The 11,645-nt window shown below is 69.9% G+C and carries 16 protein-coding genes and 1 pseudogene; 13 read left to right on the forward strand and 4 right to left on the reverse strand.

The features are described 5' to 3' along the window. The 5 genes from ACE3T5_RS19095 to ACE3T5_RS19115 all read left to right on the forward strand — a co-directional run. Positions 1-615, forward strand: a 615-nt coding sequence (locus ACE3T5_RS19095; protein WP_374669694.1) for a cbb3-type cytochrome c oxidase subunit I, incomplete at its 5' end; no start/stop codon positions are given. A 16-nt stretch (positions 616-631) separates the two neighbouring features. After that, on the forward strand, positions 632-742 hold the full coding sequence (locus tag ACE3T5_RS19100; RefSeq protein ID WP_374669695.1) for a cytochrome oxidase small assembly protein: 111 nt from the start codon (positions 632-634) through the stop codon (positions 740-742). A 31-nt stretch (positions 743-773) separates the two neighbouring features. Continuing rightward, entirely contained in the window at positions 774-1,337 is a 564-nt protein-coding gene (locus tag ACE3T5_RS19105; protein ID WP_374669696.1) for a cytochrome c oxidase assembly protein, read from the forward strand. Then, positions 1,334-1,516 (forward strand): DUF2970 domain-containing protein, encoded by a 183-nt coding sequence (locus tag ACE3T5_RS19110; RefSeq protein ID WP_374669697.1) that lies wholly within the window; start codon positions 1,334-1,336, stop codon positions 1,514-1,516. Before ACE3T5_RS19105 ends, ACE3T5_RS19110 begins: the two co-directional genes overlap by 4 nt. Before the next feature lie 34 nt (positions 1,517-1,550). Further along, positions 1,551-2,432, forward strand: coding sequence for a cytochrome c oxidase subunit 3 (locus tag ACE3T5_RS19115; RefSeq protein ID WP_374669698.1), 882 nt, complete (start codon positions 1,551-1,553; stop codon positions 2,430-2,432). Positions 2,433-2,502: 70 nt separating this feature from the next. Here the strand turns inward: ACE3T5_RS19115 and ACE3T5_RS19120 are convergent, their stop codons facing one another. Continuing rightward, the gene (locus tag ACE3T5_RS19120; RefSeq protein ID WP_374669699.1) at positions 2,503-2,727 is read right to left on the reverse strand and encodes a twin transmembrane helix small protein; all 225 of its coding nucleotides are present in this window, start codon (positions 2,725-2,727) and stop codon (positions 2,503-2,505) included. Positions 2,728-2,757: 30 nt separating this feature from the next. Between ACE3T5_RS19120 and ACE3T5_RS19125 the strand changes: the two genes are divergently transcribed. The 6 genes from ACE3T5_RS19125 to ACE3T5_RS19150 are packed head-to-tail and all read left to right on the forward strand — an operon-like array spanning position 2,758 to position 7,616. Then, a complete protein-coding gene (locus ACE3T5_RS19125) occupies positions 2,758-3,480 on the forward strand; it encodes an SURF1 family protein (protein WP_374669700.1) in 723 nt (240 codons plus the stop codon). Beyond that, positions 3,428-4,165 carry a hypothetical protein gene (locus tag ACE3T5_RS19130; RefSeq protein WP_374669701.1) on the forward strand — a complete coding sequence of 246 codons (738 nt, stop codon included), beginning with the start codon at positions 3,428-3,430 and terminating at the stop codon, positions 4,163-4,165. The genes ACE3T5_RS19125 and ACE3T5_RS19130 overlap by 53 nt, the downstream gene beginning before the upstream one ends. 1 nt (position 4,166) lies before the next feature. Further along, positions 4,167-5,309 (forward strand): heme A synthase, encoded by a 1,143-nt coding sequence (locus ACE3T5_RS19135; protein ID WP_374669702.1) that lies wholly within the window; start codon positions 4,167-4,169, stop codon positions 5,307-5,309. Further along, positions 5,306-6,178 carry a heme o synthase gene (gene cyoE, locus ACE3T5_RS19140; RefSeq protein WP_374669703.1) on the forward strand — a complete coding sequence of 291 codons (873 nt, stop codon included), beginning with the start codon at positions 5,306-5,308 and terminating at the stop codon, positions 6,176-6,178. Before ACE3T5_RS19135 ends, cyoE begins: the two co-directional genes overlap by 4 nt. A gap of 8 nt (positions 6,179-6,186) precedes the next feature. Further along, positions 6,187-6,771 (forward strand): SCO family protein, encoded by a 585-nt coding sequence (locus ACE3T5_RS19145; protein WP_374669704.1) that lies wholly within the window; start codon positions 6,187-6,189, stop codon positions 6,769-6,771. Beyond that, the gene (locus tag ACE3T5_RS19150; RefSeq protein ID WP_374669705.1) at positions 6,768-7,616 is read left to right on the forward strand and encodes a DNA alkylation repair protein; all 849 of its coding nucleotides are present in this window, start codon (positions 6,768-6,770) and stop codon (positions 7,614-7,616) included. Before ACE3T5_RS19145 ends, ACE3T5_RS19150 begins: the two co-directional genes overlap by 4 nt. Here ACE3T5_RS19150 and ACE3T5_RS19155 read toward each other — a convergent pair. Together ACE3T5_RS19155 and rpoH are read right to left on the reverse strand one after the other, a co-directional pair. Further along, positions 7,613-9,352 (reverse strand): 7TM diverse intracellular signaling domain-containing protein, encoded by a 1,740-nt coding sequence (locus ACE3T5_RS19155; RefSeq protein ID WP_374669706.1) that lies wholly within the window; start codon positions 9,350-9,352, stop codon positions 7,613-7,615. The two genes, ACE3T5_RS19150 and ACE3T5_RS19155, sit on opposite strands and share 4 nt — an antisense overlap. A 27-nt stretch (positions 9,353-9,379) precedes the next feature. Then, positions 9,380-10,354, reverse strand: a complete 975-nt coding sequence (rpoH, locus tag ACE3T5_RS19160; protein WP_374669707.1) for an RNA polymerase sigma factor RpoH — start codon at positions 10,352-10,354, stop codon at positions 9,380-9,382. 208 nt (positions 10,355-10,562) lie between these two features. On the opposite strand from rpoH, the gene ACE3T5_RS19165 reads away from it, so the two are divergent. Both ACE3T5_RS19165 and cutA read left to right on the forward strand, forming a co-directional pair. Further along, positions 10,563-11,006, forward strand: coding sequence for a hypothetical protein (locus tag ACE3T5_RS19165; RefSeq protein ID WP_374669708.1), 444 nt, complete (start codon positions 10,563-10,565; stop codon positions 11,004-11,006). Positions 11,007-11,065: 59 nt separating this feature from the next. Next, a complete protein-coding gene (gene cutA / locus ACE3T5_RS19170) occupies positions 11,066-11,383 on the forward strand; it encodes a divalent-cation tolerance protein CutA (protein WP_374669709.1) in 318 nt (105 codons plus the stop codon). A gap of 12 nt (positions 11,384-11,395) precedes the next feature. Here the strand turns inward: cutA and ACE3T5_RS19175 are convergent. Beyond that, positions 11,396-11,645 (reverse strand): annotated as a pseudogene (locus tag ACE3T5_RS19175) (signal recognition particle-docking protein FtsY); the annotation flags it as partial.

Genomic DNA, 11,645 nt, shown 5'->3' on the forward strand with positions numbered 1-11,645 from the left:
GCCACCATGTGGCAGGGCTCCATGACCTTCGAGACGCCCATGCTGTTCTCGGTGGGCTTCATCTTCGTGTTCACCATGGGCGGCTTCACCGGCCTGATCTGCGCCATGGCGCCGATCGACCTGCTGATCCAGGACACCTACTACGTGGTGGCCCACTTCCACTACGTGCTGGTGGCCGGCTCGCTGTACGCGCTGTTCGCGGGCTTCTACTACTGGGTGCCCAAGTGGACCGGCGTGATGTACAACGAGACGCTGGGCAAGGTGCACTTCTGGTGGTCGCTGATCTCCTTCAACGTCACCTTCTTCCCGATGCACTTCCTGGGCCTGGCCGGCATGCCGCGACGCTACGCCGACTACGCCATGCAGTTCGCCGACTTCAACGCGCTCGCCTCCGTCGGTGCGTTCTTCTTCGGCTTCGCGCAGGTGTTCTTCTTCATCTTCATCGTCATCCCCTGCATGATGGGCAAGGGCAAGCCCGCGCCGCAGCGTCCGTGGAACGATCCCGACGGCAAGGGTGCCGAGGGCCTGGAATGGGAAGTGCCGTCGCCGGCGCCCTTCCACACCTTCGAGACCCCGCCCAAGCTGGACGCCACCGCCACCCGCGTGGTCGGCTGATCGCCAGAGGCCTGCCATGAACGACGATATCCGCAAGAAGAACCTGCGCACCGGCCTCATCCTGGCCACGGTGGCGGCGGTGTTCTTCCTCGGCTTCATGGCCCGCCTGGTGCTGCTGGGCGGTTGAAGCCGTGAACCTGCGCTCGCACAATGTCCGCATGCTGGGCAAGCTGGTCGTGGTCGCGGCCGGCATGTTCGGCTTCGGCTATGCCCTGGTGCCGCTGTACCAGCAGATCTGCGAGGCGCTGGGCATCAACATCCTGGCCGTGGGCGAGAAGCAGGTACCCGGCGGCTCGCGTGCGCCGGCCAACACCCAGGTGGACCGCACCCGCACCATCACGGTCGAGTTCGACGCCAATGCGCGCGGCCCGTGGGAGTTCAAGCCCGCGCAGGCCTCCATGAAGGTGCACCCGGGCGAGCTCGCCACGGTGATGTACGAGTTCCAGAACGTGCAGAACCGCCGCATGGCCGCGCAGGCCATCCCGAGCTACGCGCCCAAGCAGGCCACCGCGCACTTCAACAAGCTGGAGTGCTTCTGCTTCAACCAGTACACGCTGGAACCCGGCGAGAAGAAGCAGTGGCCGGTGGCCTTCGTGATCGATCCCAAGCTGCCCAAGGACGTGACCACCATCACGCTGTCCTACACCTTCTTCGAGGTGGGCGGCAAGACACCGCCGGCGCCCACGGCCGCCGCGCCCGCCACCACCGGGGGCGCGTCGTGAGCGTCGTCCGCACCGCCAAGGCGGTCGCCTGGGCCTTCCTGGGCATCCGCAAGCGCAGCGCCTACGAGGAGGACCTTGGTCGCCTCAACCCCTTCCACGTGATCGGCGTCGCCCTGGTGGCCGTCGCCCTGTTCGTGGGGGGGCTGATCGCCCTGGTCAACTGGGTCGTCCAGAAATAGAAACACAGACATCGAGGAAACGGAGTCCAAGTCCATGAGTTCCAGCGCACCGGGCCACACGCCCCATTACTTCGTGCCGCAGCCTTCGCGGCATCCGGCGTTCGCGGCCTTCGGCCTGTTCTTCGTCATCCTGGGCGCCGGTCAGTGGGTCAAAGGCGCCTCCAGGGGCAAGTATTCGCTGTTCTTCGGCCTGCTGTGGCTGTTCGGCGTGCTGTTCCAGTGGTTCCGCGACGCGGTGCACGAGAGCGAATCCGGCCAGTACGGCCGCAAGATCGACCTGTCCTACCGCTGGAGCATGAGCTGGTTCATCTTCTCGGAGGTGATGTTCTTCGGCGCCTTCTTCACCGCCCTGTGGTGGATGCGCTCGCATTCCGTGCCTGCGCTGGCCGGCATCGAGAACGCGCTGATCTGGCCTGACTTCAAGGCCGTCTGGCCCAGCCAGGCCGCGGGCGTGACGGCCTCGCCGGCCGGCATCATCGAGCCCTTCCAGACCATGGGCCCGTGGCCGCTGCCGACCATCAACACGGCGCTGCTGCTCACCTCGGGCGTCACGCTCACGATCGCGCACCACCTGCTGATCGCCGGCGACCGCGCCAAGACGATCATGTGGATGTGGATCACCGTGATCCTGGGCGCCACCTTCGTCTGCGTGCAGGGCTACGAGTACTACCACGCCTACGCCGACCTGAACCTCAAGCTCACCTCCGGCGCCTACGGGTCCACCTTCTTCATGCTGACCGGCTTCCACGGCTTCCACGTGCTGGTGGGCATGCTGATGCTGCTGTTCATCACCCTGCGCCTGATGAAGGGCCACTTCACGCCCGAGCGCCACTTCGGCTTCGAGGGAGCCGCCTGGTACTGGCACTTCGTGGACGTGGTGTGGCTGGGCCTGTACGTGCTGGTCTACTGGATGTAGCCAGGGCCTGCCCCACGCGAAAAGGGCCGCATCGCGGCCCTTTTTGCTGGCTGGCGGGGTGTGTGCGGCCCTACTGGCCCGCGCGGATGCCCGTCGGCTGGATGTAGCCCAGCTTCCAGGCCAGCAGCACGCACAGGAACAGCAGGATGGAGAATCCCACCCGGAAGGCCAGCGCGCGCGCCATGCGGCTGCGGCGTGCCGGGTTGTCCTCGCCACCCCCCCGCATCATGAAGAACAGCGCTGCGCCCAGACTCCCGAGAATGGCCACGAACGCCACGATGACGAGGATTTGCATGGCCCGCATTATCCCGGGGCGGGCGCAGCCGTGCTGAAGCGCGTGCTCATCGCGGTGGCGGCGCTCGTTGGCGTGGCGGTGACGCTGTCGCTCGGCGTGTGGCAGTGGGGCCGTGCCCAGCAGAAAATCGACCTGCACGAGGCCATCGTGCGCCGCGCCGCGCTGCCGCCGCTGGACAACGCCCAGCTCGCGCGGGCCCTGCGCGGCGACACCGGCGAGCTGCTGCACCGTCGCGTGGCGCTGCGCGGCGAGTGGGTGGCCCGGCACACCGTGTACCTCGACAACCGCCCGCTCAACGGCCGCGCCGGCTTCTACGTGGTGACCCCGCTGAAGCTGGCCGATGGCGGCCCCACGCTGCTGGTGACACGCGGCTGGGCGCCGCGCGACTTCGTGCAGCGCGATCGCCTGCCCGCGGTGGACATCCCGGCCGGCACGGTGGCGCTGGAAGGCCGGCTGGCCCTGACGCCGAGCAAGCTATATGACTTCCAGGGGGCCGAGACCGGCGCGATCCGGCAGAATCTCGACCTGGAGCGCTTCCGCGCCGAAACCGGGCTGGACCTGCCGGCACTGGCGGCGCTGCAGACCGGCGCTGCCTCCGAAGGCCTGCTGCGCGAATGGCCGCAGCCGGCCAGCGGCGCCGACAAGAACTACGGCTATGCCTTCCAGTGGTGGGCCCTCGCCGCGCTGATCGCCATCCTCTATGTCTGGTTCCAACTCATCGTCCCCCACCGCAAAGCCCGGCAGCCTGGATGAGCCGCTCGGCCTGACGGTGCACTCGCTGCCCCTGCCCCAGCAGGACGAGCTGGCGGCGCCGGGCCGCACGCGTTCCGGACGCCTGAAGATGCTGCTGGTGCTGGCGGTGTGCGCCGCGCCGGTGGTGGCCTCGTACCTCACCTACTACGTGATCCGCCCCGAGGGCCGACGCAACTACGGCGAGCTGATCGAGCCGCAGCGCCCGCTGCCGCCCCTCACGGCCACCACGCTCGAAGGCAAGCCGGTGGCCCTGCCATCGCTCAAGGGCCAGTGGCTGCTGATCAGCGTGGCCGGCGGCGCCTGTGATGCCGCCTGCGAGAAGCACCTGTACCTGCAGCGCCAGCTGCGCGAGGGCCTGGGCAAGGACAAGGACCGCGTGGAATGGGTGTGGCTGGTCAACGACCAGGCCCCCGTGCGCGCCGCGCTGCAGCCGGCGCTGCAGCAGGCCATCACGCAGCAGCAGGCCGCCGTACTGCGGGTGGACGGCGCGGCCCTGGCGGCCTGGCTGGCCCCGGCGGCTGGCCACCAGCTGGCCGAGCACCTCTACGTGGTGGACCCCATGGGCCACTGGATGATGCGTTTCCCCGCCGGGCAGGACACCGCGTCCGCGGCGCGTGTCCGCAAGGATCTGGAGCGGCTGATGCGCGGCTCCGTGCAATGGGACCAGGCCGGTCGCCAGCCCTGAGATGGACACGCAACCGCTGTACGACCTCGGGCCGACCCTGCGGCTCATGCTGCTGGGCATCGTGGTGGCCTTCGGGCCGCTGGCCTGGGTGTGGCTGCGCAATCGCCATGCCCAGCCGGCCCGACGCCTCGCGGCCCTGACCGCGATCACGCTCTTCCTCACCTTCGACCTGGTGCTCTTCGGCGCCTTCACCCGCCTCACCGACTCCGGCCTGGGCTGTCCGGATTGGCCTGGCTGCTACGGCCACGTGAGCCCGGTAGGGGCCAAGGCGCAGATCGCGCAGGAGCAGGCTCGCCTGCCCGACGGCCCCGTGACGCATGGCAAGGCCTGGGTCGAGATGGTCCATCGCTACCTGGCCACCGGCGTCGGCGTGCTGATCCTCACGCTCGCGGCGGCCACCTGGGCGCAGCGCCGCCGCGGCCTGCCCGTGAGCCCCTGGTGGCCGACGGCGACGCTGGTGTGGGTCTGCATCCAGGGCGCGTTCGGCGCCCTCACGGTGACGATGAAGCTGTTCCCGGCCATCGTCACGCTGCACCTGCTGGGCGGCCTGGTGCTGCTGGCGCTGCTGTGCCGGCAGGCGGTGGCCTATCGGCAGGCCGAGCGCGGCGTGGGCCCTGCCCCTGTCGCGCCGGGTCTGCGCGTGGCGCTGGCAGCCGTGATGGCGCTGGTGTGGCTGCAGGTCGCCCTGGGCGGCTGGGTCAGCACCAACTACGCGGTGCTCGCCTGCGAGGACTTCCCGGCCTGCCAGGGGAGCTGGTGGCCGGTGATGGACTTCGCGCACGGCTTCACGATCTGGCGGCCGCTGGGCCTGACGCCTGCGGGTGAGCCCGTGCCCTTTGCCGCGCTCACCGCCATCCACTACACCCATCGGCTGGCCGCCTACGTGGTGCTGACCGCGCTGGGCGTGCTGGCCTGGCGGCTGTGGGCCACGCCCCTGGCGCGCCAGGCGCGCTGGCTGGCCGGGCTGGCCACGCTGCAATTCGTGACCGGCCTGTCGAACGTGGTGCTCGACTGGCCGCTGGCCGCTGCCGTCCTGCACACGGGCGGCGCGGCGGCCATCGTCGTGGTGCTCACCTGGGCGTGGAGCGAGAGCCGTTCCCAGGCCACGGTGCGCATGGCCGTGGCGCAGGAGGTGGCCGCATGAACGCGCGCATGGCGCAGTTCTACGCGCTCACCAAGCCGCGCGTGGTGCAGCTCATCGTGTTCTGCGCGCTCATCGGCATGGTGCTGGCCGTGCCCGGCCTGCCGGACCTGCGTGCGCTGCAGCTGGCGCTGGTGGCCTGCGCGGGCATCTGGCTCGTGGCCGGCGCGGCCGCCGCCTTCAACTGCCTGGTGGAGAAGGGCATCGACGCGCGCATGCGCCGCACGGCCTGGCGGCCCACCGCCAAGGGCGAGCTGAGTGACACGCAGACACTGTTGTTCGCCACCGTCCTGTGCGCGGCCGGCTCGGCGCTGCTGTACGTGTGGGTGAACCCGCTGACCATGTGGCTCACCCTCGGCACCTTCGTGGGCTACGCGATCATCTACACGGTGATCCTGAAGCCGCTCACGCCGCAGAACATCGTGATCGGCGGCGCCTCGGGCGCCATGCCGCCGGTGCTGGGCTGGGCCGCGATGACGGGCGACGTGGGGCCGCAGGCGCTGATCCTGTTCCTCATCATCTTCCTGTGGACGCCGCCGCACTTCTGGGCGCTGGCGCTGTACCGGGTGGAGGACTACCGCAAGTCCGGCCTGCCCATGCTGCCGGTCACGCACGGCAACGAGTTCACCCGGCTGCAGATCTTCCTGTACACGCTGGTGCTGTTCGCGGCCTGCCTCATGCCCTTTGCCTATGGCATGAGCGGCTGGCTGTACCTGGCCGCGGCCGTGGTGCTGAGCGTGGGCTTCACCTGGCACGGCTTCCGCCTCTGGCGCGAGTACTCCGATGCGTACGCGCGCAAGACCTTCCGCTTCTCCCTGATCCACCTGAGCGTGCTGTTCGCCGCCCTGCTGGTGGACCACTACATGCCGTGAGCCCCGCCATGCACCGACGCCACGCCCTCAGCCTCCTGCTGGCCACCGCCGCGGCGGGCTGCATGGACAGCAAGCCCGCCTTCAAGGCGGTGGACATCACCGGCGCCGAGTACGCGCGCGATTTCCCGCTGCCGGACACCACGGGCCGCATGCGCAGCGTGAAGGATTTCCAGGGCAAGGCGGTGGTGGTGTTCTTCGGCTTCACCCAGTGCCCCGACGTGTGCCCCACCACGCTGACCGAGCTGAGCACGGCGCGCCAGCTGCTGGGCGCCGACGGCGCGCGGGTGCAGGGGATCTTCGTGACGGTGGACCCCGAGCGCGACACGCCTCAGGTGCTGCAGGCCTACCTCGCCAACTTCGGCCCCGACTACGTGGGCCTGCGCGGCACGCCCGAGCAGCTGGCCGCGGTGGCGAAGGACTTCAAGATCTACTACAAGAAGGTCGAAGGCAAGACGCCGGGCAGCTACACGATGGATCACTCCGCCGCCAGCTACGTGTACGACCCGCAGGGCCGCCTGCGCCTCTACACCCGCTATGGCAGCGGCGCGCAGGCCCTGGCCGATGATCTCCGGCTGCTGCTGAAGCAGGGATGACGCCCTTCGTCGCGCCGCCCGCGCCCGCCGTGCAGCATCTGGCGGGCCGCAAGGGCGCGGCGCGCATCGCGCTGATCCCGCCGCCGGTGCTGGCGGCGCTGAACGAAGGCCTGCTGCCCACCGTCAACCTCAACGAATTTCTCGCGCTGGATCTGCCACGGCTGGCCACCGCCGTGGCGGCGCATGTGGGCCTGGATCACAAGGCCGAACGCCTGGTCGACACGCTGGCCATGCTGCCCGCCTTCGCGCCCATGCGCCGCCATGCGCACGTGGCCCGCGCGCTCTACGACCTGGCGGCCGACCACCCCGCGCGTGACGCCGTGGCCCATGCGCTGGCCACGCATCCGAGCGACGTGGCACGTTGCTGGGCGGCGCAGTGGGTGGCGTTCTCCGGCCTGCCGCTGGCGGACCAGCTGCAGGCGGTGACCCGCTTCGCGGCCGACCCGCACTTCGGCGTGCGTGAGATCGCCTGGATGGCCGTGCGTGACGCGATCGCGACCGACGTCTCCGTTGCCATCGACCTGCTGGCCGGCTGGGTGCACGACGAAGACCCGAACCTGCGCCGCTTCGCGAGCGAGGCCACCCGCCCGCGCGGCGTGTGGTGCGCCCAGATCGAAGCCCTCAAGCGCGAGCCCTGGGAAGGCCTGCCGCTGCTGGAGCCGCTGCGCGCGGACCCAAGCCGCTATGTGCAGAACTCGGTGGCCAACTGGCTCAACGATGCGGCGAAGACGCAGCCGGAGTGGGTGGTGGCGGTGTGCGAGCGGTGGGCGCGCGAGAACGCTGGCGAGTCGACCCGGTACATCGTGCGCCGGGCACAGCGAAGCCTCCAGGGCCGCGCCGACTAGAAGTTCATCGGCCGGATCGCCTTGCGCGCATCCGGCGCCATGTCAGCCGCGCCGTCCAGGGCCCAGGCGAGCGAGGCGGCGGCGTCGGCGTCCTGGTGCGGCAGCACCACGACCGAGACCAGGTAGCGCAAGGTCAGCGAGGCCGGCAGGGCGGGCGCGGGCCGCAGGCCCGAGGCCACCACCTGCTGGGCGCGTGACACGGCTTCCTCGGCGGTGACCGGGCCTTCCAGCAGCAGCGCGAACTGGTGCTCGCCCACGCGAGCAGCCACATCCAGCTCCGACACGGCCTGGCGCAACTGAGACGCGGCGACGACCAGGGCCTTGTCCAGGGCCTCGCGCCCGAATTCCTGCACGATGGCTTCGGCGTTGCCGATGCGCACGCCGAGCAGTGCGCAGGCCTGCTTCTGCTGGCGCAAGCGCTCCAGCGCGGCCTGCAGGCGCTGCAGCAGCGCGGGGCGATGCGCCAGGCCGGTCAGCGCGTCGGTGTGCGCCAGCGCGGCGGCCCGCACCGCGCTCTCGCGCCGGCGCTGGCCGCGGATGCGCAGCACGGTGTACAGCACCGGCATCTCCACCAGTGCGCCGACGAACAGGCCGTAGCGGGTGAGCACGCTGTCGCCCAGCAGGTTCATGGCACGCGCCACGGGGAACAGGGCGAACAGGATCAGGGGCACGAAACCGATGGCGACCCAGCGGATGTCGGGGTCGCGCCCATCGCGCCAGGCCCAGACCAGCAGCACCGTGCAGAGCAGCAGGATGAGGATGATGCCCGCCAGCACCAGCGCCAGGCTGGCGCGGCTGCCCAGCGTGGCGTCCAGCGCGATCGCCCCCAGCATGGCGGCCAGCAGGGCCCAGACCATGTGATCGAGCACGCGCGACAGGCGCGCAGGCTCGGTGACGACCTTCATGAACCAGAGCAGGGCCACGCTGGACAAGGTCGGCATCACGGCGGCCAGCGTCTCGTTCCAGCGCGTCGCCGCCGGCCACAGGTGCTGGGCCATCACGCCCAGGCGCGCGAGCAGGCCGCCGCCCAGCAGCGCGGCGTACAGGCCGTACGCGAGGAAGGCGCGGTCCCGGTACAGCAGGCCCTGCGCGAGCGAGGCCAGCACCACCAGCACCGCCACGCCGGCGTAGGCGCCCAGCAGGAACTGCTCGGATTCGCGCGTGGCCACGAGTGCGTCTTCCCGCACCAGTTTCAGGGGCGCCGCGAAGTCCACCCGCTCGTGCTCGATGCGCACCCAGTACCGCACGGTCCGGCCCGGCTCGCTCGACAAGGCAAAGGCGGGCACGCGCCCGGCCACGGGCCAGGCCCCGCGCGGCACCTGGTCGCCGGCCTGCTGGCGGATCAGCCGGCCACCGGCGTCGCGCCAGGCAAAGCCCACCTTGTCCACGCCGGCGGAATCGACGACCAGGAACCAGTCATCGCCGTTCGCATGGATGGCATCGAAGCGGATCCACAGGGCCTTGCCGGGAATGGCGTCGCGCTGGCCGGCTGCGCGCGGTTGCCAGGAGACGGTGTTGCCGGCGGCTTCCAGGCTTTCGAAGGTGGCGTCGCCGCGCTCGTCCACCCAGAACAGGCTCTGGCCCGCCAGGGTGATCCGGGTCTCATCGGCGCCCAGGCGCAGTGGCGTGCCGGCCTGGGCGCTCCAGGCCACCAGCAGCAGGGCGGCCAGCAGGCAGGCAGACAGGCACCCGCGCAGCCCGTCGACTCCTGCGTGCCATGCCCTGCGGTCCTTCATGCAGCGATTGTTGCAGCACAAAGGCGCTCAGGAAGCGCGCGCGGCACCGCCGCGCGCGGGGGGGCGGCCGCAGGCGGAGGCGGCCCGCACCGTGCGCGTCTTCTTCATGGCGGCCGCCTCGATCTGGCGGATGCGCTCGGCCGAGACGCCGTATTCGGCGGCCAGCTCGTGCAGCGTCATGCCGCCGGAGCCGTCATCGTTGACCTTCAGCCAGCGCTCTTCCACGATGCGGCGGCTGCGCGCATCCAGCTGGTCCAGCGCGGCGGTGATGCCGTCGGAGGCCATGGCGTCGCGCTGGCGCGACTCCAGCAGGGCGGTGGGTTCGTGCGTGGCGTCGGCGAGGTAGGCGATGGGGCCGTAGGCCTCTTCGCCATCGTCGGTGGGGCCGGGGTCCAGCACCACGTCACCGCCGGCCATGCGCGTCTCCATCTCCATGACTTCCTCGCGCTTCACGTTCAGCTCGCGCGCCATCACGTCGATCTGGGCGTCGGTCAGCGTCTCGCGGTGGGTCTCGGCGTCGGCGTCTTCCTTGAAGCCCTGCTTCATGGAGCGCAGGTTGAAGAACAGCTTGCGCTGCGCCTTGGTAGTGGCGACCTTCACCATGCGCCAGTTGCGCAGGATGTACTCGTGGATCTCTGCCTTGATCCAGTGCAGGGCATAGCTGACCAGGCGGACGCCCTGGTCGGGGTCGAAGCGCTTCACCGCCTTCATCAGGCCGATGTTGCCCTCCTGGATGAGGTCGCCATGCGGCAGGCCGTAGCCCAGGTACTTGCGCGAGACCGAGACCACCAGGCGCAGGTGCGACATCACCAACTGGCCGGCGGCCTCCAGGTCGTTGTGGTCACGCAGCCGGCGGGCCAGCGCGTGCTCTTCCTCGGGGGTGAGCATCGGCAGGCGGTTCACGGCCGTGATGTAGGCGTCCAGGTTGCCCAGCGAGGGCACCACGGACCACGGGTTGGCCAGGGCCACGGCCGTGCCGGCGGTTCCGATGGGTTGGTTCATGCCTTCATCTCCTTGGTGATGGTTCATATTAGCACTCTCTTTGAGTGAGTGCTAAAGCCGAAGTTCCCGCTTCTCCCCGCTCAACCAAGGGTTATCCCTGAGTCACCTTGGGTCATATTGCACAGGTGCCGGCAAGGGGGCCGGCTAGCATAGATACATACCGTTACGTGGGCGCGCCGCGCCTCGGGGAAGACAGGAAGTCAGGCAGATGAAGCGGATCTTCGATCGGGTCCTCGGTCGCACCGTGGACCCCGGCTTCAAGCCCGCCATGCACTCGGCGGTGTCCTCGGAGCTGACCCACAGCGACATCGAGAAGTACTACCTTCGAATCATCGCGGACATGATGCGCCGGATGATGGTGCCGGCCGACAGCGTGGAGATCGGCGTCAAGCGCAGCGGCACCGGCCCCACCGGGCTGACCGCCTTCGCGGGCTACGTGCGCATCCTGCGCTGGGACCCGATCATGCCGGTGCTGCTGCAGAACCTGCCGGTGATCGACGGGCGCATCCGCAAGGTGGTGTCGGCCTCGGTCATCCTGGAGCACACGCACTTCACCGGCCTGTGGTTCCAGGCCACCGCCACCGCCGAGGGCGCGCCGCAGGCCCTGGTGGGCATGCCGGCGGAGCTGATCCGCCAGCCGACCGGCAACTGAAGGACAGGACGCGCTGCCAGCGCACGCCCGGCACGCTGAGCATGATGAGCGGGGTGGCCATGAACATCGTGGTGATGACGACGACGGTCGGCTCGGAGGCCGACGCGGCACGGCTCGCGAGCGATCTGGTCGCACGCCGTCTGGCCGCCTGCGTGCAGGTCGATGCCGGCGTGCGCTCGTTCTACCGCTGGCAGGGGCGCGACTGCGAGGATCTTGAGTGGCGCCTGACCCTCAAGACGGTGCCGGAGCGGGCCGACGCGGTGGCGGCCTTCCTGAGCGAGCATCATCCCTACGAGCTGCCGCAGGTGGTGATGGTGCCGGCGCGTGCGAGCGCTGACTATGCGGCGTGGGTGCGGTCGGAGGTGGGCGAGGGGTGAGCCTGGTGCCCCTCACGCCAGCAGCGCCAGCGCGAATTCCCGGGCGCTGAAGGTCTCCAGATCCTCCAGCTTCTCGCCCACGCCGATGAAGTACACCGGGATCGGCCGCTCCTTGGCGATGGCAGCCAGCACGCCGCCCTTGGCGGTGCCGTCCAGCTTGGTGACCACCAGGCCCGTCAAGCCCAGCGCTTCGTCAAAAGCCTTCACCTGCGCCAGCGCGTTCTGCCCCGTGTTGCCGTCGATCACGAGCAGCACTTCATGC

It is taken from the genome of Ramlibacter sp., assembly GCF_041916345.1.
Taxonomy (GTDB): domain Bacteria; phylum Pseudomonadota; class Gammaproteobacteria; order Burkholderiales; family Burkholderiaceae_C; genus Ramlibacter.